The sequence below is a fragment of the Amycolatopsis sp. NPDC104863 genome (assembly GCF_055582965.1).
Genome location: NZ_JBVJOW010000002.1, coordinates 1,286,299 through 1,308,100 on the forward strand (window position 1 = coordinate 1,286,299; position 21,802 = coordinate 1,308,100).

Here is a 21,802-nt window from a genome sequence, read left to right on the forward strand (position 1 = left end):
TCAGTCGACGGCGTCGCGACCCGTCCGGGCGTCCTTCACCCTCCGGTAGATGCGCCGCGAGGCGAGCAGAAGCAGGGCCACACCTGCGGCGACGGTCGCGATGATCGTGATCGCGCCGTACTCCGTGGACGTCAGTTCGAACCGCGCGGATGACCCGAGCGGGGTACCAGTGGGCGTGCTCAACGACACATCGACGCTGAACCGGCCGGCCCGCAGCGCCTCCACCGGGAGGAAGTACTGCCGCCCGCCGCCCGCCGGGAACGACACCTCCTTGCGGTCGTCCGTGCGCAGGCCGGTGTTGTTGTTGAGCGAGAACCGCGCGGTGATCCCGACCGGCAGGTCGTTCACGACGTACACCGGCAGCGGTGAGTTGCCGGACGCCAGCGCGATGGTCTGCTGCGGCTGCCGGACGCTCACCCGGTCGCCGATGGCCGCGATCTCGGCCCGCGCGTTCGCGGTCGCCGCGTCGGCGGGCAGGCCCCGCCAGCCGGTGGACGCGCCGCGCAGCTCGGCCAACCGGACCGACGCGACGACGTCCTCCGGCTTCACCCGCTTGGTCGGGTCCAGCTGCATCGCCGACGCCATCCCGGTGGCCTGGTCGTCGAGCTTCGCCAGCGTCGAGACGACGGCCGGGTCGATGCCCGCGTCGGGGTTCTGGCCGCCGTCGCCGACCGCGCCGGAGCCCTGCGGGTCGGCGTCCAGCAGCGACGGGAGCGAGGCCGCCGTGACCACGCCGGTGTCGAGGAAGCCGCCGATCTGCTGCAGGTACGCGGTGAGCTCGGCCGCCGGGGCGTCCCACCGCCGGGGCGGCGCGACGAGCAGGTGGTTCGGGCGCTCCTGCCCGGCCGGCACGCCGAGGCCGGCCCGGAAGGCGAGCGCGCCGAGCCCGTTCTGGCTGGAGATCGCCCGTTCGGTGTTCGCGGCGACGGTGACGGAGTCGGGCACGCTCGGCACGCCGGTCATGGCCGCGGAGATCAGCGAGTCCGTCGGCTGGGCCCGGACGGTGCCGCCCTGCACGGTGACACCGCCGCCCGCGCCGGCGGGGGCGAGCTTCGCCGCGTCCGTCAGGACGGTCTTGACGCCGGCCTGGGTGAGCGCGGTCAGCACGGCTTCGTTGAGCGTGCCGTCCGGCCAGAGCACGCCGGTCTGCGGGGTGACCCCGGCCAGCTGCTGGATCGTGGCGGCCGCCGCGGCCGCCTGGGCGACCAGGATCGGGTCGCCGGGACGGATCCGCGAGACGGTGTTGAGGTCGGCGTCGGCGAACGGCAGGGCGACCGCGCACCGGCCGGTCAGCAGGGAGCGCAGCTCGGTCAGCCACGTCTTCGCGCTCTGGACGCCCTTGCCGTCGATGTTCCCGTTCTCCGTGTGGACCTGGTAGCCACGGCCCATCGCGTCGACGGTCGCCAGCAGGTCCGGGTCGAGTGCGAAACACATCGACTTCGCCAGGCTCGCGTCGCCGTGCACGGCCTTGGCCGCGGCCGCGACCAGCGCGTTCAGCCGCCCGTCCGGGCCGATCTCGTCGGCGAGCCGGTCGTCGCGCAGCACCAGCGGCTGGCCGTACGGCGCCGCGTAGACCTGCGGGACGCTGCTGGTCAGCGGCCAGAGCAGGGTCATGCTCGGCGCGCCGCCCGCCGCGTGCCCGGGCGGCTTGCCCGGCCCGGCCAGCACCGGCATCAGCATGCTGACCGCGCCGAGGCGGGCCGCCCCGCCGAACTCCGGGGTGCCGTTGACGTTCACCAGCAGCGGGTAGACGCCGGGCCGGCTGAACAGCGCCTTCGAGCCGGTCAGGTCGACCGAGATGTTCAGCGGCGCGCTCTGGCCGGGCTCCAGCGCGTCCGCGACCGAGCTGAAGTCGGTCAGCGGGGTGTCCTTGATGACGGCGCCGGACAGCACGTCGTTGACCCCGCGCGAGGTCGTGACCCGCTCGCCGACCTGCAGCCGCACCTGCGGCCGGTTGACCTTGCGGTCGCCGGTGTTGGTCACCGTGCCGGTGACGGTCAGGGTGGTCGTCGAACCGGTGATCACACGCGGGTTGAGCGCGTCGAGCTCGACGCGCAGTCGGGCGCCTTCTTCGGCCTGGGCCACCGTGGCTCCGGCGAGGGCGGGGACGGCCAGGAAGAGGACGGAAAGGAAGGCTGCGGCGAACCGCTTCACTCGGGGGCTCCCTCAGGGGCGTGCTCGTCTCGTCCGTGGACGTCCGGGCGCGCGAAAAGTTCCTTGGCCTTCCGGACGAGCTTGCGCTCGTCGGAGTAGGCGAGTTTGGTCTCCAGCTCGGCCAGCGGGACCCAGGCCACCTCGGTGACCTCGACGTCTTCGTCGGAGAGTTCCCCGCCGAGCGCTTCGAGCAGGAAGTGGTGGACGGTCTTGTGGATGCGCCGCCGCTCGGCCACGAACCAGTAGTCGATGGTGCCCAGTGGCCGCAGGACGCGCGCGGAGATGCCGGTTTCCTCCTTGACCTCGCGCACGGCCGTCTGTTCCACCGTTTCACCGTCCTCGATGTGGCCCTTGGGCAGCGACCACAGCAGTCTGCCGTGCCGGTCGAGCCGGCCGATCAGCACCGCCTGTTCGCGCGCCGCGTCCATCACGAGGCCACCGGCCGACGTCTCGTCGACCGTGGTCAGGCGCCTGCCGCGCTGACGCCTCCGCCGCCTCCGCGGCTTCGAGGCGCCGGGACGGCCGGCTGATCCAGACATGCTGCGATGCTAGAGCAAACGGTTGCCCCGGTAGGCTGGCTCTCCGTGTCCTGTCCGGTGGTGCCTGTAGTAATCGCACCCGACAAGTAGTGGGATCTTCGTGAACGACGTGGTCGCCAAGGAGAACGCGGTGGTCGAGCTGATGCGGCTCTCCCCCCTGGCGGACGAGCTGGCCGAACGGTTCGCCCGGGCCGGGCACCGCCTGTACCTCGTCGGCGGGAGCGTGCGCGACGCGCTCCTCGGCCGGCGGTCCGGCGATCTCGACTTCACCACCGACGCCCGGCCCGACCGGGTGCTGAAGATCGTCAGCGAGTGGGGCGACGCGGTCTGGGACGTCGGGATCGCCTTCGGCACGGTCGGCGTGACGAAGAAGGGCATGCAGCTCGAGATCACGACGTTCCGCGCGGACAGCTACGACCGCGTCGGCCGCAACCCCGAGGTCACCTTCGGCGACAGCATCGAGGGTGACCTGCTGCGCCGCGACTTCACGGTCAACGCGATGGCCGTCGAGCTGGCGACGAAGACGTTCATCGACCCGCACGACGGGCTCGGCGCGCTGCGGGAGAAGGTGCTGGACACCCCGGCGACCCCGCAGGAGTCGTTCGCCGACGACCCGCTGCGGATGCTGCGGGCCGCCCGCTTCGCCGCGCAGCTGGGCTTCACCGCCGCGCCGCGCGTGGTCGACGCGATGGCGTCGATGGCCGGCGAGATCGACCGGATCACCGCCGAGCGCGTGCAGGCCGAGCTGTCGAAGCTGCTGCTCGCGGACGACCCGCGGCCGGGGCTGGAGCTGCTGGTCGACACCGGGCTGGCCGACCGGGTGCTGCCCGAGGTGCCCGGGATGCGGCTGGCGATCGACGAGCACCACCAGCACAAGGACGTCTACCAGCACTCGCTGACCGTGCTGGCCCAGGCGATCGAGCTGGAGAAGTCGCACGAGCCGACGTCGGAGCCGGACCTGATCCTGCGGCTGGCGGCGCTGCTGCACGACGCCGGCAAGCCCGCGACCCGCGAGTTCCAGCCGGGCGGCGGGGTGAGCTTCCACCACCACGAGGTGGTCGGGGCGCGGATGGCCCGCAAACGTTTGCGGGCGCTGAAGTTCTCCAAGGAGATCATCGACGACGTCTCCCAGCTCGTGTTCCTCCACCTGCGGTTCCACGGCTACGGCAAGGGTGAGTGGACGGACTCGGCGGTCCGCCGGTACGTCACCGACGCCGGCCCGCTGCTGACCCGGCTGCACAAGCTCGTCCGCGCCGACTGCACCACGCGCAACCGCCGCAAGGCGGCCGCACTGCAGGCGACCTACGACGACCTCGAGGCCCGCATCGCCGCGCTCAAGGCCAAGGAGGACCTCGACCGCGTGCGGCCGGACCTCAACGGCGAGCAGATCATGGAGCTGCTCGGCCTGCAGCCGGGGCCGGACGTCGGCAAGGCGTGGAAGTTCCTCAAGGAGCTGCGCCTGGACCGCGGTCCGCTGGAGCACGACGACGCCGTGGCCGAGCTGAAGAAGTGGGCTGTCGAGCAAGGAATCGGGAACTCTTGACCAACTGGCAGTGAATTCCGTGGAAAGCTGGACGTCACTGCTGCGGATCGGTGATACTCCCAACTCCGGCTCACCGATGTGACCAGGGAGTTGTCCAGGCGATGTCCACCGAAGCGCCCGACCCGCCGAAGGTGGCGTCCGGGGGCAGCTTCTTCGTGGCACTCCTGCGGCAGGGCGCGCCGGCGATCGCGACGGCCACCAGCGAGCTCTCCGACGAGATCGGCGACCCCACCCCCATCCACGCGCTGAAGCGCATCTCGAAGATGGCCGGGCCGATCGACCCGGGCCGGCGCGACGGCCTCCTGCTGCGCGCCACCCGGTACGTCGTGCTCATCCCGCTGGCCTACCGGCTGCTCGCGGTGCCCGGCCAGTTCGGGGTCTTCCTCTTCCAGCACGGCTCGACCGGGCTGCTGCCGGTCGGGCTGTTCACCCTGCTCTCGATCGCGCTGAACGTGATCGGCTTCCGCTGGATGTTCCGCTCGGCGCCGTTCCGCGGCCGTGACGCGGGGAAGCTGCTCGCCGTCGACCTGATCTTCACCGTGCTTTCGCCGCTGGTGCTCGCGCTGACCGTGCCGCCCGAGGTGTACGCCGACGCGCTCGCGGTCAGCAGCGTCCACCTCTTCGGCGAGGCCGGGCTGCTGACGCTCGCGCTGGGAGTGCCCAGCGGGCTGGTGTTCGGGCTGGTCAGCTTCCCGCTGCGGATGCTGGCGAACTGGCTGAACACCGGCCGGTTCCACGTCACCGACGCGCTCTCGACGTACTCCGCGCTGCTCGCGCTGATGTTCCTGGCCACCGCCGCGCTGGTGCTGACGGGCCTCGGCACCCGGCTGGCTCTGGCGTACGGCACGCGCAACGGCCGGCTCGCCGAGCGCGCCCAGCAGCACCGGATGCTGCACGACACCGTGCTGCAGACCCTCGAGGCGATGGCGCTGTCCGGCACCACGAACCCGGAGCAGCGGCTGGTCGAGATCCAGCGGCTGGCCCGGGCGCAGGCGATGGAGATCCGGCACACGATCGAGTCGGCGGCGTCCGATCGGGCCGAGGCGGGCGCCCGGCCGCTGGGCGAGAAGCTGGCCGCGCTCGCCGCCGAGATGGCGCGGGACGGGCTGCGCGCCCAGCTCGTGGTGGCCGAGCTCGACGACGACACGCTGTCGGAGGTCCGCCAGATCGCGATCCGCGACGCCGTGCGCGAGGCCCTGCGGAACACGATGAAGCACTCCGGCACCGACCGGGTCGTGGTGCGGGTCGAGGAGCGCGAAGGCGGCATCGCCGTCATCACCCGCGACCACGGCACCGGGTTCAGCCCGGCCGAGCGCCCGGCCGGGTTCGGCATCAGCGAGTCGATCACCGCCCGGCTGGCCGAGGTCGGCGGGACGTCTCTGGTCGAATCGGGACTCCCCGGCGGAGGCACCCGGGTGACGCTGTGGGTGCCCTTCTGATATCTCCTGAGCATGACCTCGATCGAGCTGCTCGCCGACGCCCTCGCCGCCCACCGCGCCGGTGACCGCGCCCAGGCCGCCGACTTCGCCGTGCGGGCCGGCCGCGCCGGCTCCTCCCTGGCCGACGAACTCCACACCTACCTCGCCGGAGACGCCACGGCTTCGGTGTACGACCAGCCGAGCGCGTTCACGGCGTTCATCCGCGGCGGCGGCAACGTCGGGCTGTACCGGGCGCTGAGCGCCGCGCTCGCCGCCCGTTACGACGAGGCGAAGCCGGAGTCGCTGCTCGACCTGGGCTGCGGGGACGGCCTGGCTGTGGTGCCCGCGCTCGAGCAGGCCACGCACATGCCCGCGCGGATCGACCTGGTCGAACCGTCGGCGGCGCTGCTCGAAGGCGTCCACGAGCGGGTGCCGTCGGCGCAGTGCTGGCAGTCCACCGCGCAGGAGTTCCTGGCCCGCGACGACCTTGGCTGGGACTTCGTCCAGTCGACGTTCGCGTTGCAGTCCATCGAGCCGGAGCAGCGCGCGGAGGTGCTTCGCGCGCTTCAGCTGCGCACGGGGACGCTGGTGATCGCGGAGTTCGACATCCCGGAGTACGTCGAAGGGTCGCCGGAGCACCTTCGCTCGCTCGTCGAGCGCTACGAGCGCGGAGTCGCCGAGTACGGCGAAGACGCGTCGCTGGTCGCCCAGGGCTTCCTGCTGCCGGTGCTGCTCGGGATCGTCGACGGCCACGAGCGGACGAACTGGGAGCAGCCGGCGAGCGGCTGGGCCGAGCAGCTGGAGACGGCGGGCTTCACCGAGGTCGACGTCGCACCGCTCGCCGACTACTGGTGGTCGCCCGCCGTCCTCATCACTGCCTGCTGAGCGAGCCCGTCTCGAGGTGCTGGGCGAGCGGCCGCGGCAGCAGGTACGCCACCCCGCCGCCCGGCATCGTGGTCCACGGCGCCGTCACGCCGGTCAGCACCCGCAGCGCGCGCTGCACCCGGTAGAGCCGCTTCTCCCGCTCGCGTTCGAACGCCAGCGACGTCTCGGCGAACCGCGTCCCGTCCGCGTGCACCAGGTTGCCGGTCTCGTTGCCGAACCGGACGACCGTCGTGCCCGGCGCGAGCACGACCAGGCGCTTGCCGCGGTAGAAGTTCAACGGCGGCTCGCCGCGCATCGGCAGGATCGGCCAGTCGGTGGGCTGGTCGGACTCCTCCGACGGCGGGGGCGGCGGCAGCATCAGCAGCACGCCGAGCAGGAAGCGGGCCGCGTCGGCGAGCGAGCCGAACGCCACCGGCTCGTCGGCCGGCGGCCGCGAGACCTCCCAGCCGTTCTCCGCGCGGCGCAGCGTCCAGACGTCCTCGGTCGGCACTTCGCCGGCGCCGATCCGGTAGGCCGCGGGCGGCACGCCGTGCTCGGTCAGCCGCTGCTGGAGCAGCTCCAGCGTCTCCGCTCCCCGCAGCGTCCGAACGTTTTCGCCGCGCGCGACGCGCGACAGCGCGCTCTCGTCGGGCAGGTCGGCGGACGTCTGCGCCGGCCGCGGCTGGCCCAGGACCTCCGCCTCGGCCGTCGCGCGGACGAGCTCCCCGACGAACGGCGGGCGGAACCCGGCCGCCCGGATGTGCTCGACCAGCTCCGGCTCCGGCGGCACCCCGTACTTGCGCAGGTAGTGCGGCACGGCGGCGGGCCAGATCCAGGTGCCGTCGGTGTGGAACGCGTTCGGCACGTCCGGCTTCGCGCCCGGCGCGCCGAAGATGTCCGGCAGCGGCGCGGGCCGGTGCAGCGCGACCGGCGCCCGGAACAGGTAGTCGAGCACCCCGCGGACCTGGTCCGGTGGCACCGGCGGCCGGTTGACCACCGGGCGCTCGCCTTCGGTGTGCGAGTCGGCGGCCCGCGCCTGCCGGAACACGACGTCCAGCGGCAGCCCGGCCTTGGCGGTCAGCCAGGCCGGCATGTGCTTCGACGAGCGCGGGAAGTTCGCCAGCTCCAGCTCGTAGGCGGCGGTCGACGGGCGGCCGCCGTCGTTGGGCGGCACCCGCCAGTCCGGCTCGCGGTCGGCGTCGAAGTCGAAGTCGAACTGCGACGCCGAGTCGAGCGTGAACGTGCCCTGGAACCAGGTGCCCGCCTCCGCCTGGTACATCGCGGCACGCAGGCGCGTGAAGAGCCCGCCGAGCCGCGGCACCGCCGGCAGGGACACCGAAACCGGGCCGTCCTCGTCGCCGACCGCGCGGAGCTCGATCTCCGAGTAGTCCCCGACCTGCCGGAACTGCGCGCCGACGCGAGCCCAGCCGCCCGGCACCGTGTGCAGCAGCGTCCGCCCGATCGCGCGCAGCAGCGCGTTCTGATCACCGGCGCCCGGCTGCGGCCGCGCCTCCGGCGCCTCGGTGAAGTCCAGCCTCGTCTGCCATAACGCCGTGACCTGCTTCGCCGGCACCGTGACCGAGAAGTCGGTCAGGCCCAGCTGCGCGGCGCGCGCGGCGTCGTCGTGGATCCAGCGCAGGGTCAGCTCGGGTCGCGTGCCCGGCGCGACCTCGAAGACCTCGTCGTCGTATTCGCCGAAGGTGCGCAGTGTGAACGTCGCCGGCACTTCGCTCGCCGGCACCACTCGCGCGGGACGCCCGTCGTGCTCCTTGTCGAAGCCCTCCGGCGCCTCTTCCTCCGGCAGCACCGAAAGCAGCACGGTGCCGTCCGTCGTCGAACGCTGAGCGCGGAACGTCCCCTCGCCCCACGTCGCGTACAGGCCGTCCGGGCGTTCGGCCACCTCTACCCGGTAACGCACGTTTTGTCCTCCCCTGACCCCAGTGACCCCAGAAACTTAGTCGACCGGGTACCGAGCGAACCACCGGTCATCACCCGGCGCATCCGGGCCGAACTCGGTGAGCGCGTCGTCCGCCAGGCCGACGATGACATCGCGGAGCTCCAGCTGCTCGAGCCAGCCGGCCCGCAGCGCTTCCTCGCCGTACATCGCGCCGACGAGGTTGCCGCAGACCGAGCCGGTCGAGTCGCTGTCCCCGCTGTGGTTGACCGCCGCGAGCAACGCCGTGTCGGCGTCCGTGGTGGTCAGCGCGACGTACACGGACATCGACAACGCCGTCTCGCCGACGTTGCCCTGGCCGAGTGACTCGAGCTTCTCCGGTGTCGGCGGCCCTTGCTCCGCCAGCGCCAGAGCCGCGTCGAGCGCCGCGCTCTGCTCTTCGTGCCCCGGGTGCTTCACGAGCTCGTCGCGCGCGGCCGCGAGGGCGTCGAGCAGCGGTTTCCCGTGCAGCAGCCCGTGGACGAGCACGGCGAAGCAGCCCGAGGACAAATACCCGCTCGGGTGACCGTGGGTCAGCGCCGCGCTTTCGGCGCCGAGCCGGAACACCTCGGCGAGGTCGTCGGACCACAGCGCGACCGGCGCCGCGCGCATCACGCCGCCGCAGCCCTTCGAGTTGTTCACCGGACGTTCGATGGTCCCCCGGACGCCCGAGCGGCCGTACGCCTCGAGCTCGCCGAAGCAGGTCAGGCCCGGCGCGCGGCGGCTGAACAGGTCCTGGTGGGTGACCAGCCAGCCGTCCGGCGCTTCGACGTCCGACTGCGGCCCGCGCGCCCGGTCCCACGCGACACCCTGCGTGTGCAGCCAGCGCTGGTAGGCCAGCTGCAGCGAGTGCACGACGTCGGCCGAACCGGTCCGCCGCTGCTGCGCGTGCGCCCTGATCAGCGCTTCGAGCGTGAAGAGCGTCATCTGCGTGTCGTCGGTGATCCGGCCGACGCCGCCGTACGCGGGGATGAAGTCGGTGATGCCGGCCGGGCCCGCGATTTCGCGGATCCGGTCGATCGAGTCGAACTCCGTCTTCGCGCCCAGCGCGTCGCCGATCGCACCGGCCAGCAGGCTGCCCCGGAGACGTGATCGCAAGCCCGGTCCCTTCGGTTTCGGGGTGAACCGGCCGCTCGGGTACCGGCGCTCCCAGCGTGCGTGCTCCGCGGTCTCCGTCTGGAGGCCGTTGCGGTTGAAGTACCAGAAGACGTCGCTCGCGACGTCGTCGAGCAGGCCGAGGTCGGGCAGCGCCGCGACCCACGCGGCGGGCAGGCCCGGCACGCCGAGCCGCGCGCCGACGAGCGCTCCGGCGACCGCGCCCGCGACCGGGCCGGACCGCGCGGCGAGCGTGATCGCCGCGTACGGGTCGTAACCGCGCTTGGCCGCGGCGAACAACGCCCGGCCGAGCACCGACCGCACGCTCTCGCCGTCACCGATGCTTTCCAGCTGCTCGACGTCGTTGGCTTCGCGGTCTTCGCGCAGCTCCAGCACGGACGTCGCGAGCTCCCCGCCGATCTCCTGCAGCCTCAGGTGCACCGGCAGCGCGAACGCGTCCCGGGTGAGCAGGGCCTGGAACAGCGCCACCAGCAGCTCGACGCCTTCGGCGTCATCGCCGGTCAGTGCACGGGCGACGTCCTTCGCGTACTGCTCGCCGTCGACGTCCGCGAGGGCGACCGCACTCGCCGGCGTCGCGGCCAGTGCCGTGGCCAGCAGCGCGGAGGCGCCGGCGGGCGCGGGGCCCGCGTGCCGGGTCGCGACGGCGAGCCAGCCGTCCGGGTCCGGCTCGGGCAGCGGCGGCACCACGCCGTCCGGGACCGGCGGCAGGCCGCGCAGCACGACGTCGGTGTGGAACAGCAGGTGCCGCGTCAGCCCGCCCAGCGGCAGCGGCCCGGCGGGGTCGGCGCCGCCGCCCAGCGCGTCACCGATCGCGAAGCCGACGTACGCGCCGACGATCCGGTGCCACGCGAAGCGCGCGGCGAGGGTGCCGTAGGCGGAGAACTTCCCGAACGTCCACGGCACCGGACGCGGGCGCGCGTCTTCGTCGACGTGCGCGATCAGCCCCTCGGTGCCCAGGTCGGCGGGCCATTCCGGCTCCTGGCCGGCCCGGCGCCGGACCCCGTTGCGGTACTGCCAGGCGAACCCGCGCAGGTACCGGACGCACTCCTCCGGGGTCAGCTCGAAGTGGTAGTCGCGGGCGTGGTCGGCCGCGTACCGCAGGTGCCGTTCCAGCAGGTCGGGCGGCTCGACGCCGAACTCGGCGACCAGCGCGGGCAGTGCCTCGGCGACCTCCGGGCCGGCTTCGGGCGCGGGCTCGTCGACCTTCGGGTGCGGCTCGCCGTCCCCGAGGTCGGCCAGCTCGGCCGCGGTGAGGCTGCGGACCAGCCCGGTGCCGGGGTCGAGCGTCAGCCCGGTCCCCGGCCGGTCGCGCAGCAGCTCGCGGACGCCGATCCGCCACCGGCGTGGGTAGCGCCCGGGCACCTTCGCCGACGAGCTGTAGGCGATGACCTCGTGGCTGCTCGTGCCGGGAACCGGCCGGACCAGGGGCTCGCCGTCCGGGGTCGGCACGAGGACTTCGCAGTCCAGGAGCGCGCGCACGAAGTCGGCGCGGCTGATCCAGTTCGCGCCCAGGTAGTTGAGGAGCTTCTCGACGTCGGTCGACGGCACCGGGAAGCCCCGCCAGACCGGTCCCGGCGTGTACTGCCCGCCGGCCCGGATCGCGCGCACCGGGACGTCAAGCCGCGGGAACGCCTTCTCGTCGAACTCCGGGTCGACGTCCGGCCGCGGGCCGGCCATCGCGGCCAGGTCGAGCGTGATCTCGCCGCCGTCGTCCGGCACGACGGCCACCGGGCTGGGGAACAGCCCCGAGCCGACGTCGGTGCCGTCGAGGTAACCGGCCGTGTTGACCGTGAAGCTCCAGCCGTCCGGACGGCGCGCGGTGTGCCGGATCCGCAGCTGGTCGCCGTCGGGCCGGGTGCGGAACCACTCCCGCACCCGCGCGACGGCTTCCTCTTCTGTCATTCTCCCCATCCTCGGGCTAATGCCGCGGGTACCGCTCGATCCACTGGTCACCCAGCGCGCTCAACGCCGAATGCCGGTCGAAGTGCCAGTAGGCGTCCGAAGCGACGTTCTCCACCAGGTGCCGCAGCTCCAGCTGGTCGACCCACTTCTGCGGCAGCCCGGGGATGCCGGTGCGCGCGCCGAGCAGGGCCCCGGCCAGCGCGCCGGTGAGCGCGCTGCGGCCGGAGTGGTTGACGGCGCGAAGCAGCGCCTGCTCCGGGTAGTTCTCGAAGCCGGACAACGCGGCGAAAGCGCGTCCGAGGACCGAGAGCGTCGTCTTGCCGTCGCCGATCAGCTCGGGCATCCGCAGGTCGGGCAGCCCGTGCTCGCCGAAGAACGGCACGGACTCGGCGACCATGTCCTTGATCGCCGTCCACTCCGGGCCCTGCTGGTACTGGTTGTCCGGGTTGAGCACCTCGCGGCTGAGGTTCCAGATCGGGAAGCTGAACGCGTCCTTGGTCAGCGCGTGCTCGAACAGCCAGGTCAGGTAGGTCGTGGCGGCCAGGTCCGCCTCGCCGGGGTGGGTGACGCCGGCGAGATCGCGCGCGGCCTGGCGCGCGCCGCCGCTGAAGCCGCTGCCGGGCCCGGCCATGGTCAGCGCGGCGGGCAGCGCGGGGATCAGCGCGGCCGGGCCGGCCATCGTCACCGCGCCCGCGGCGCCGGTCGCGAGCTGGTGGTAGGCGTTCAGCTCGGCGTCGTCGGCGTCCCGCCGGGCGTGCAGGTCGGTGACCTGCACCAACCAGCCGTCCGGGTCGTCCAGCGGTGCGCCCTGGGTGCGCAGCCAGCGCTGCAACGACCCGCGGACGACGTCGGGGAAGAGCTGCTCGGCTTCGCGCGACTCCGGCTGTTCGCGGTGCGGGCTGCGGATGACGGCCTCGGTGTAGAACAGCAGCCGCTGCGTCAGCGAACCGATCCGGCCCGGCTGGTCGAACGCCGGGATCAGGTCGGTGACACCCTCGATGCCCCACTTCGCGTGGATGTCGTGGAGCGGCATCCGGTCGACCGCGGCGCCGAGCGCTTCGCCGAGGGCGAAGCCGACGTACGCGCCCGTGACGCGCTGCCAGCCGTAGCGGAAGCCGTCGAGGTCCCGCTCGAAGTACTTGCCGAACGTGTCGAGGCGCGGCACCGCGCGCCCGGCGTTGTCGTACGTCGGCGCGAGGCCGTTCGCGCGCAGGTCGTTGGGCTTGCTGCGCGGCGGCTCCGGCATGTCCATCCGCTTGAGCCAGGACTCGCCGAGCACGGTCTTCGCGCACTCCTCGGCGGTCAGCTCGTAGCCGCGCCGCCGGGCCTTCTCGGCCGCCAGGAGCGGCGGCTTCACCGGGTCCGGCAGTCCCATCCGCGACGCGGTGTCGGCGGCGACGCGGATCAGGTCCTCCTCGGCCTCCGGGCAGCGGCCGTGCACGTCGATGCGCGGTTCGTGCCGCGGGAACCGCTTGACGATCTCGGCGAGCTCGCCGCTGGAGACGTCCTCGATGGTCGTCGGGCCGCCGTTGATCACCAGGTTGGGCGGGTGCTCGAACTCGGCCAGCGTCGCGACGTCGACCTTCCACCAGCCGTGCTCGCGCGAGGGCAGGTGCCGGGTCGAGCTGAACACCTTGAGCTCGTTGCGCTCCTCGGCGAAGTAGAACCGGTCGGTCTTGCCGGTCTCCAGGTCGAGCGGGATGAACACCTCGCACCGGATCAGCCCGATGAGCAGCAGCTCCCGCGTCAGCCAGCCGACGCTGGCGAACGACAGCAGCGTCTCGAGCGTGTTCTCGGGCTTCGGGTAACCGCGGCGGATCGGCCCGGCCTTGTACTCGGGGTTCTCGCGTTCTTCGCCGGTCTGGTTGCCCTCGGCGTCGACCTTCACCCAGCCCGCGACGGCCTGCAGCGGCACGCCCAGCTCACCGAGCCCGGCCTTCACGTACTCGGGGTCGACGACCTCGCGCCAGTTCTCCTGGCCGGGGAACGCCACCGGCACCGACAGGCCGCCGGGGTGCGGGTGCGCCTGCCGCAGCTCGCCGTCCGGCTCGCGGACGACGACCGACGGCGGCGGGAAGATCTCCTTCTCCGGCCGTCCCTCGTCGAGGAACGCGATGGTGTTGTAGGGCACCGACCAGCCCTCGGGGATGCGCAGCACCTTCTCGGTGTCCACCCGGAGCCCGGCGGGACCGGAGACGTCCGGACCGTGCACCGCGCGCAGCCACTGGCCGACCTTGGCAATCGCTTCCGCCGCTTCCACCTACTCGATCCTCTCCAGGCTTCCGTCGGACTCGTGCTCGGCGATCGTCTTCGGCAGCACGAAGGCCACCGCACCACCGGGCAGGTTCGCCCACGGGACCGTGATGCCGGTGATCACGTGCAGCGGGCGTCTCAGCCGGTAGCTCCGCCGCTCCCGCTCGCGTTCCAGCGGCAGCGACGTCGTGGCGAACCGTACCTCCCCGTGGTGGACGAGGTTGCCGGGTTCCTCGCCGAAGCGCAGGACGACCGTACCTGCCACCAGCCGGGTGATGCGCTTGTTGCGGAGCAGGGTGAGGGGAGGCTCACCCGGCGCCGGGTGGACCGGCCAGTCGTCGAGCTCCTTGGCGGTTTCCAAGGGCGTTTCGTGGCCGGCGGTCATCCGGGCGGGGTGCAGCAGCAACGCGCCGAGCAGCTGCTGGGCGGCGTCTTCGAGGCGCTCGAAGTACTTCGGCTCGCGGGGCTTCCCGCCGATGTGGGCGGCGACCTCCCAGCCGTCGGGTGTGAAGTTGAGGCACCAGGTGCCGTCCGCGCGGTCGCCGACGCGGTAGGCCTCCGGCCAGACGCCGTGCTCGCCGAGCCGCTGGACCAGGACGATCAGCAGCTCCTCGTCGCCGAGCCGCGGGTCCGGGGTGGTCTCCAGCTCCGCGACGACGTCCCCGCTCGTCTTCTTGACGTCGGCGCGGCTCGGCTTCGGCCGCGGCTGACCCAGCAGGTCGGCCTCGGCGGTCCGGCGGACCAGCGGCTCGACGTACGGCGGCTGGAAGTGGTGCCGGCGGATGTGCGCGACGAGGTCCGGCTCGGGCGGGATGCCCTGCTCGGCAAGCTGGTCGGCCACTGTCGACGGCCAGATCCAGGCGCCGTCGGTGTGGAAGCGCTCATCGCCGTCTTCGTGCACGACGGCCTCGCGCTCGAGGTACTGCAGCACCAGCGGCGCCTCGGTGTCGGTCAGCGGCGGCCGCTCGACGTCCGGGCCGCCGGGCTCGGCGTGCCGGAACACCACCCCGAGCGGCAGCTGCGCGCGCAGCCGCCACCAGTCCGGGACGTGCTCCTCGGCGCGCGGGAACTCGGCGAGCTCCGCCGGGTAGGCGGCCGACGGCGGCGAGTCCGTCCACACCGGATCGTCGTCGAGCGCGAAGTCGAAGTCGAAGGTGCCGTCCGGGGTGAGCGTGAACCGCGCCTGCAGCCAGGTGCCGCGGCCCTCGGCGTACATCCCCTTGCGCAGCTCGGTGAACAGCTCGGCGATCGCGGCGGACGTCGTCGCGTTGTGGCCGTCGAGCTCGCTGTGCCCGCCGACCTGCCGGAAGTCGACGGCGGCGGGCCCGGTGGTGTCGGCCCGGTGCTCGCGGACGAGCTTTCCCAGCTGCACCAGGAGGGTGCGCTGCTCTTCGGGCGAAAGTCGTTGTTCCACGTGAATCATCGCGCCAACGTCGAGGTGTAGCTGAAGGTCGGGGCTTCGCCGGCGTCGCGGCGGGCGAACTCGTCCTCCCACATCTTGAAGGTCCGCCGGTACAGCGAAACCTTGAGCGCGGCCTCCTCGCGGCTCAGCGGCCGGCCCTCTTCCCGGGCCACCGAGTGCAGCGCGGAGATCGTGTCGTAGAGCGCGAAGAGCGCTCCGCCGCCTCGCAGGTATTCACGGCGCAGGTCCTCGGTCCGGACGACGAACTGCTGCTCGGTCAGCGGCCCGATGTCCCCCTCGCGCGCGAACAGCACGTCGTCGATCTTGAGGTTGTCCTCGACGAACCGCCCGGTCCGCCAGTCCAGGATGTGCCCGGTCAGCTCGCCGTCCGCCGTGGTGTCCAGCCGGTACGGGCTGTCGTGGTGCCGGAAGTACGCCGGCGTCTCGATCGTCATGACTCCGGCCTCTTGTTCAGCGCTTCCCAGAACTTCTCCCGCTCCCGCTTCAGCAGGGCGTTGATCAGGGCTTGCTCCTCGGGGGTGTACGGCCTGGCCCGCTTCTTGTTCGTCACCGGGTCCGGGCCGGGACCCTCGTCGACGGCGCGCGCCTTGATGTCCCGGCGCACCTCGTAGAGCGAGTGGTCGTAGGCCGACACCGCGTCGACGGCCTTGAGGTGCAGCCGGAACTCGGCGACGTGCCCGTCGATCCGGACCTTCATCTGTAGGTCGCTGTAGCCGGCGGGCTGGGGTTTCACGAACCGGTCCTCGAACTCGACGATCTCGATGTCGTCGCGCGCCCGGATCTTCTCCAGCGCGGCGTAGAGCATCTCGATCTTCTCGAACCGGACGATGCCGCCCGCGATGTCGGTCAGCCGCGACGGGTCACCGCCGTAGTTCGACTCGATCTTGTCCTCGGCCCGGCCGCGGCCCTTGAGCGTCTTGCGCAGGTCCGGCTCGCCTTCGGTCTCGGCGGCGATGTCCGGCACGACCTCGCGCAGCTTCTGCATCGCGACCTCGGCGCGCGTGTAGACGTGGTCGAGGTACCGCTCGAACTCCGCCCGGTTGCCCAGGTGCTCCGCCGGGTAGTGCGGCTGACGGCGGTCGGCGTCCTCGTACCGGTCGTTGTCCGCGGTCGCCTCCGCGGAGAGCCGCAGCTCGGTTTCGCCCAGGTCCAGGCGCTGGGGCTCGTCCGGGATCGCCTCCGGCATGGTGCCGTGCTCCCGCTGCGCCTCGACGTCGTGCAGGGAGTCCTGGAAGATCCGCACGGCCTCGTCGTGCGCGAGCAGGTTGCCCAGCGCGAGCGGCCGCTTCGCCAGCGAGTCGGCGATGTAGGCGTTGGCCTCGTCGCTCAGCAGCCGGACCAGCTCGGGATGCCGCGGCAGCTGGGCCTCGAGGTAGTCCCGCAGCGGGCCGAGGTCGTGGGCGTGGCCGAGCGCGTCCTTCGCCTCGACACGCGCGTTGGCCAGGTCCGGGTGGGCCAGCGCGGCCTGCAGGTCTTCACGGCCGAGGAAGCCCGCGTCCGGTTCGGTCATGCCGTAACCGCCGTGCGTCCCGCCGGTCTCCGCGTGCTCGGTCCGGACGTGCTCAGTGTCCGGCGTCCCGACGTGCAGCAGCCGGATGTCCTTCGGCGGGTGCGGCAGGCGCATGAGGTCACCGGACTGCGGGTCGATGAACGCGACGCCGTCCCGGGTGTGCACGACCATCGCGACGTGCCCGTGCTCGACACCGTCCGGGCCGTCGTACTTCACGGCGACGACGGCGTGGTGGTCGACCGGCCGCTCGCGCATCTCGCGGATGACGTCGTCGTAGCTCGCGCGGCCGGAGAACGTCTCGCCGAACCGGCTCTCGATGTGCTCGAGCGTGCCGCGGCTGGCCATCTCGTGGAGCAGGACGGGCTCCGCCGTCATGTCCCCGCCGTGCAGGCGGTCCCAGTACGCCTCGGGGGCGCGGGTGCAGTTCGAGACGAAGCCGTTCTCGAGCGCGCCCGGCTCACGGAAGCCCGGGTTGACGTCACGCAGGTGCGGGTGGCGGTCCTGGACGTAGGCCGCGCGCTCCTCCGGCGTCGCCGCGCCGGCGTGGATGGCCGGTTCGGCGGGCGGGTTCGTCGCGCGGGCCAGGCCCGAGTAGTCCGGCGCCGGCTCCGGCACGAGCGGCGGCTCGGCCGGGCCGTCGAGGGCGTCGCTGACGGACTTCGGCTCCGGCTGCGGGTGCGCCGGCGGCTCGCCGAGCCCGCCGAGGCGCTCGGCGATCGACTCCTGCTTGCGGCGCTCGAACTCCGCCGCGTTGTGGTCGTTCTCGGCGCGCCGCTCCGCCATCTTCCGCTGCGCGGCCTCGGGGTCGAGGTACCGCGGGTGGCCGGGGCCGATCTCCTCGGCCTCGATGATCCACTTGCGGCGGCCTTCGGGGGTGATCACCAGCCGCTTGTCGTGCACCAGCAGCTGCGTCCCGGGCGGCGACAGCGACTCGCGTTCGCCGGGGTTCTCGGCGAGCTTCGAGATGTCGCGGAGGTTGTCCGAGCGGACGTGCAGCTCGACGTCGTCGCCGAACTTCGTGGTCGAGAGCTCGCCGGTCTTGATCGAGGCGCTGGAGAACGCGGGCTCGACGACGACCTCGCCCTGGCGGTAGGGCCCGGCGACGAGCTCGGCCAGCCGCGGATCCCCGCCGACGTCGTACCCGCGGACGGTCTCCCCGGACGTCCGCGGAACCTGGTTGAGGCCGTCGGTGATGGCGCGGGTGTTCTCCTGCGCGAGGTCGAAGCCGGGGTGGCCCGGGCCGCGGCGCAGGGCCTCGTTGACGTCGTAGGCGTACTCGCCGCGGGTGTAACCGTGGATCGCGACGGCGCCTTCGTCGGTCAGGTGCAGGCCCGCGGCGTCGCGGCGGGCGAGGGCGCGGTCGTGGATCTGCTGGTAGATGTCACCGTCACCGACCGCCCGGCGGATGCTCTCGTGCTCGGCCGGGGTGGCGCGGTGCGCGTCGTCGAAGAGGTAACCCTCGTCGTGCCGGACGTGCTCGGGCGCCGGGTTGAGCCGGTCGGTGATGGCCGGCGTGGTGTCCCCGCCGAGGGGCAGCTCGTGGATGTGGGTGGCGTCGGGCGGCAGCTCGGCGAGCCGTCCGGTGACGGGATCGGCGAAAACGACCCCGTGCTCGGTGTGGACGCCGGCGACCAGCTGCGTCTCGCCGTTGCCGTGCTCGAAGGCGACGGCCGAGCGCGCGCCGACTGGACGTTCACCCAGGTCGTGGGCGACGTCGGCGAGGCTGTCGCGGCTGTTCCACGGTCCGCCGAGCTGTTCGCTGACGCTCCGCCCGGTCGAGGGAGCGGCGCTGACGTCCTCCCCGTTCATCCGCCGCTCGAAGGCGACCATCGACTCGGCGGCGTTGGTGCGGAAGCCGTTCTCGAGGGCGCCGGGGCCGTAGTGGTTGCGGGTGTTGACGGCGCCCAGTTCGGGAACGGCGTCCCGGACGAGGCGAGCGTGCTGCTGCGACGTCTCGACGGACCCGGCGTGCAACACGGGCGTCCCGCCGGGCGCGAGCGGCTCGGCGAGCTGGGACCAGCCACCCGCAGGCTCCCCGGTGGCCGGCGCGGGCCGCTCGGGAGGCAGGGAATCGGGATCGGCGCCGAGCAGCTTCGCCATGTCCCCGGTCGGCTTGAGGTGGGGATGCTCGGCGTAGAACTGCTCGAGCTCGGCGTCGGCCTCACGCTGGAAGCGTTCCTCGTCGGCCCGCTCCTGAGCCCGCCGATCCTCGATGGCCTGGCGCGCATCGGCCTCACCGAGGTGCCGCGGATCCCCGGGCGCGATCTCCTCGGCATGCACGATCCACTGCGGCTCGCCGGGCTTGCGGTTCGGGTTGTCGGGATGCCCCGGACCCTTCTCGACACCGGTGATCTCGAACTGCGACCCGGCCTTGAAGAGGACTTCGCGCTCGTGCCCGATGCTGGCCATGGACTCGACGTCCCGGCCGGTCTTGGACTGGATCCGCATCTCGACCTCACCGGCGAAGGTGCTGCGCGGATGCTCCGCGTCGACCTTCGACGAGCTGAGGAACGACGGTTCGGTGATGTGCGCGTCCTGGTGGAAGCGCCCGAGGAAGGCCTGCAGCCGAGCAGGGTCCCCATGGAAGTCGATCCGCCGCGAAACGACCCCGACATGCGGCGGCAGCTCGTTGAGCCCGGAAACAAGCGCCCCGGCCTGCGGAGCGAGCTCACGGAGTTCAGGCCCCCCGAACCGCAAAGCGTGATTGAGCGGCCCGACCATCTCCTGGCGCGTGTAGGCGTGGACGGCGAAGGCGCCGTCGTCGGACATGCCGGGATGGAAGTCGTCGCGCTTGGCGAGCGCTTCGCGCCGGACCTGCTCGTGACGCCATTCGCCGGTCTCCGGGCTCTGGCGCCCGGAGTCCATGAAGGTGTCCTCGATCCGCCGAGCCCCGGCGGGGTCATCGGTGCGGAAGTGCTCGTCGGTCAGGTAGGGCTCGTGAGGCGCGTCGTGCTCGGGCTGCCCGTAGTCGGCTGGGTGTTCGGGTGCCTGGGCATCGGGGTGGTCGGAGCTGAGCGGCTCGTCGGGTCCCTGGTCCCCGGACGTCGGCTCAGCGGCCTGCTCGTGCTCAGGCGTTTGCTCGGCGGGCTGCTCATCGCCTGGCGCCTGTTCGCGCGGCTTTTCGTCTGCAGGCGTCGGCCCGGCGGGCTGCTCATGCGTCGGCTGTTGCCCGTTCGCGGGCGCTGGTTCGTCAAGTCGCTGGTGCTCGGCCGCGGGCACGGACTCGCCTTGTGCCGAACCGTCCCCGCGCACCGGCGCCGGCTGTCCGTCTCCGAGCGAGCCCGGCTCGGCCGCGGGCTGCGAACCAGCGGGTTGTTCACGCGGCACCGCTTGGTCACCCGTCGGCCCCACCACGGGCGGCTCTTGCCCCGGTGCGCGCTCGACCGAAGGCGAGCCCGGCTCCGCCGGGCGCTCGCCGACGGGGCCATGCTCGACCGGCCGTTCCTGCCCAGGGGCATGCCCTGCTGCGCCCTGTGCCGCCGGACGTTCCGGCGCCGACTGCTCGGCGGCTGGCGGTTGCGCGTGCTCGCCCGCAGGCTCCTGCACGGGGCGCTCGGCAGCCGGGCGTTGCTCGGTCGTCGGCCGGTCTTGCGGCGGGGCAAGCTCGGCCGCGGGCCGCTGCTCGGCGACCGGCCGTTCCACAGGCGGCTGCTCGAACGGTCGCTGCACCGCCGGCTGTTCCGGCGCACGCTCCACCGGCCGCGGCTGGTCAAAGGGCCGGCCCGGCAGGTTCTCCTGCGGCGACCCGAACCGCGGCGGCGGCACCTGCGGCGGCCCACCCGGCCAAGACGGCCCCACCCGCGGATCGTGCGCCGGCCGTCCCCCGGGCGGAGGCGGCATCGGCGGCCGTCCCCCGGGACCCTGGGGTCCACGCGGCTGACTCGGATACCCAGCCGGTCGCTGCCCACCAGGCATCGGAGGCCGAGGCCCACCTTGCGGCGGCCCCGACGGCATCCGCCGCGGATCATGCGGCGCCATCCCACCCTGCGGTGGCGGTACCATCGGCGGTGGCCCACCCGACCACCCACCTTGCGGCGCCGGCGGCTGTCCGCCGGGCCGCTGCTCACCCGGCCGAGTCGGCGGTTGTCCGCCTTGCGGCCCCGGCGGCTGTCCGCCGGGTCGTTGTTCGCCTGGCCGAGTGGGTGGTTGCCCGTTCTGCGGTGCCGACGGTTCACCGCCGGGCCGCTGATCGCTCGGCCGAGTCGGCGGTTGTCCGCCTTGCGGTGCCGGCGGTTGCCCGGCGGGCCGCTGTTCGCCTGGTCGGGTAGGCAGTTGCCCGGCCTGCGGTGCTGGCTGTTGTCCTCCGGGTCGCTGTCCGACCGGCGGTTGCCCACCCGGCCGTTGTTCACCGGGCCGAGTCGGCGGTTGTCCGGCCTGCGGTGGTTGCGCTCCGGGTCGTTGTTCGCCCGGTCGGGCCGGTGGTTGCCCAGCTTGCGGTGCCGGCGGTTGCCCACCGGGCCGCGACGACGGGCCGCCAAGTGCCGTCGCGGGCTGGCCGCCGGGGTGCACGGGACCGCCGCCCGCCATTGGCTGGCCGCTCGGTCGCGTGGGGAACTGTCCGCCCTGGGGTGCCGGTGGCTGGCCGCCTGGGCGTCGGGGCGGCTGGCCGTTCTGCGGTGACGGGGGCTGACCGTTCGGATGCACCGGAGGTTGCCCGCCATTCGTGGCGGGCCGATGCTCGCCCGGCCGCGCGAACGGCTGCCCGCCCGGCGGCCGGCCGGTCTGCGGCTGCGCGCTGCCGCTTGCTGGGGGCATACGGCGCGGGTCGTGCGGGGGCTGGCCTCCGCGTGGGGGGATTGGCTGCTGGGGTGATCGCGGACCCGCGCCGCCGCCCGTGCTCGGCATTCCGGCGGGAGGAGGCGGCGGTGGTGTGAATCCGGCCGGTGGTGGGGTCTGCGGTGTCGACGGACCGTTCTGGAACTGGCCCGCCTCCGCGAACGGCTGGGTTCCGCCGGTGAAGCCCGCCGCGCCGACCGTGTCCTGCGGACGGCCACCACTCTGCCGCCCCTGCTCCGGGCCGAACGACGGCGGAGCCATGCCGTAGCCGCCGCTCGGCGAGGAGCTGTGCCCTCCGGTGCTCGGCATTCCGCCGCCCGTCGGCTGGCTCGAGGATGGTGCCCCCTCAGCGCGGGGCGCTTGTGCGACAG

Annotated in this window: 11 protein-coding genes; 3 read left to right on the forward strand and 8 right to left on the reverse strand. The window is 73.0% G+C overall.

The window, feature by feature from the left end; translation table 11 throughout:
* The gene (locus tag ACZ63J_RS15920) at positions 1 to 2,154 is read right to left on the reverse strand and encodes a DUF6049 family protein (RefSeq protein WP_465400085.1); all 2,154 of its coding nucleotides are present in this window, start codon (positions 2,152 to 2,154) and stop codon (positions 1 to 3) included.
* Positions 2,151 to 2,693: an NUDIX hydrolase gene (locus tag ACZ63J_RS15925; protein ID WP_465306535.1), complete on the reverse strand. Its 543-nt coding sequence runs from the start codon at positions 2,691 to 2,693 to the stop codon at positions 2,151 to 2,153. The genes ACZ63J_RS15920 and ACZ63J_RS15925 overlap by 4 nt, the downstream gene beginning before the upstream one ends.
* 100 nt (positions 2,694 to 2,793) lie before the next feature.
* Between ACZ63J_RS15925 and ACZ63J_RS15930 the strand changes: the two genes are divergently transcribed.
* The 3 genes from ACZ63J_RS15930 (at position 2,794) to ACZ63J_RS15940 (ending at position 6,539) form a co-directional block, all read left to right on the forward strand.
* Positions 2,794 to 4,236, forward strand: a complete 1,443-nt coding sequence (locus tag ACZ63J_RS15930; protein ID WP_465400084.1) for a CCA tRNA nucleotidyltransferase — start codon at positions 2,794 to 2,796, stop codon at positions 4,234 to 4,236.
* A gap of 101 nt (positions 4,237 to 4,337) precedes the next feature.
* A complete protein-coding gene (locus ACZ63J_RS15935; protein ID WP_465400083.1) occupies positions 4,338 to 5,675 on the forward strand; it encodes a sensor histidine kinase in 1,338 nt (445 codons plus the stop codon).
* Positions 5,676 to 5,687: 12 nt separating this feature from the next.
* On the forward strand, positions 5,688 to 6,539 hold the full coding sequence (locus ACZ63J_RS15940) for a class I SAM-dependent methyltransferase (protein WP_465400082.1): 852 nt from the start codon (positions 5,688 to 5,690) through the stop codon (positions 6,537 to 6,539).
* On the opposite strand, the gene ACZ63J_RS15945 is transcribed toward ACZ63J_RS15940, so the two are convergent.
* Genes ACZ63J_RS15945 through ACZ63J_RS15970 form a run of 6 tightly spaced genes read right to left on the reverse strand, consistent with a single transcriptional unit; the run spans position 6,526 to position 19,520 of the window.
* On the reverse strand, positions 6,526 to 8,436 hold the full coding sequence (locus tag ACZ63J_RS15945) for a glycohydrolase toxin TNT-related protein (RefSeq protein WP_465400081.1): 1,911 nt from the start codon (positions 8,434 to 8,436) through the stop codon (positions 6,526 to 6,528). The two genes, ACZ63J_RS15940 and ACZ63J_RS15945, sit on opposite strands and share 14 nt — an antisense overlap.
* A 36-nt stretch (positions 8,437 to 8,472) precedes the next feature.
* On the reverse strand, positions 8,473 to 11,469 hold the full coding sequence (locus ACZ63J_RS15950) for an ADP-ribosylglycohydrolase family protein (RefSeq protein WP_465400080.1): 2,997 nt from the start codon (positions 11,467 to 11,469) through the stop codon (positions 8,473 to 8,475).
* A gap of 16 nt (positions 11,470 to 11,485) precedes the next feature.
* The gene (locus tag ACZ63J_RS15955; protein ID WP_465400079.1) at positions 11,486 to 13,729 is read right to left on the reverse strand and encodes an ADP-ribosylglycohydrolase family protein; all 2,244 of its coding nucleotides are present in this window, start codon (positions 13,727 to 13,729) and stop codon (positions 11,486 to 11,488) included.
* Positions 13,730 to 15,145: a glycohydrolase toxin TNT-related protein gene (locus ACZ63J_RS15960; protein WP_465400078.1), complete on the reverse strand. Its 1,416-nt coding sequence runs from the start codon at positions 15,143 to 15,145 to the stop codon at positions 13,730 to 13,732.
* A complete protein-coding gene (locus tag ACZ63J_RS15965) occupies positions 15,142 to 15,579 on the reverse strand; it encodes a hypothetical protein (RefSeq protein ID WP_465306551.1) in 438 nt (145 codons plus the stop codon). The genes ACZ63J_RS15960 and ACZ63J_RS15965 overlap by 4 nt, the downstream gene beginning before the upstream one ends.
* Positions 15,576 to 19,520, reverse strand: coding sequence for a toxin glutamine deamidase domain-containing protein (locus ACZ63J_RS15970; RefSeq protein ID WP_465400339.1), 3,945 nt, complete (start codon positions 19,518 to 19,520; stop codon positions 15,576 to 15,578). The genes ACZ63J_RS15965 and ACZ63J_RS15970 overlap by 4 nt, the downstream gene beginning before the upstream one ends.
* Positions 19,521 to 21,802: the final 2,282 nt, after the last annotated feature.

Coding starts and splice junctions, on each gene's coding strand:
- ACZ63J_RS15950 (WP_465400080.1), bottom strand. CDS start 11,469: ATGACAGAAGAGGAAGCCGTCGCGCGGGTGCGGGAGTGGTTCCGCACC.
- ACZ63J_RS15935 (WP_465400083.1), top strand. CDS start 4,338: ATGTCCACCGAAGCGCCCGACCCGCCGAAGGTGGCGTCCGGGGGCAGC.
- ACZ63J_RS15940 (WP_465400082.1), top strand. CDS start 5,688: ATGACCTCGATCGAGCTGCTCGCCGACGCCCTCGCCGCCCACCGCGCC.
- ACZ63J_RS15970 (WP_465400339.1), bottom strand. CDS start 19,520: ATGGACTCCGGGCGCCAGAGCCCGGAGACCGGCGAATGGCGTCACGAG.
- ACZ63J_RS15925 (WP_465306535.1), bottom strand. CDS start 2,693: ATGTCTGGATCAGCCGGCCGTCCCGGCGCCTCGAAGCCGCGGAGGCGG.
- ACZ63J_RS15960 (WP_465400078.1), bottom strand. CDS start 15,145: ATGATTCACGTGGAACAACGACTTTCGCCCGAAGAGCAGCGCACCCTC.
- ACZ63J_RS15965 (WP_465306551.1), bottom strand. CDS start 15,579: ATGACGATCGAGACGCCGGCGTACTTCCGGCACCACGACAGCCCGTAC.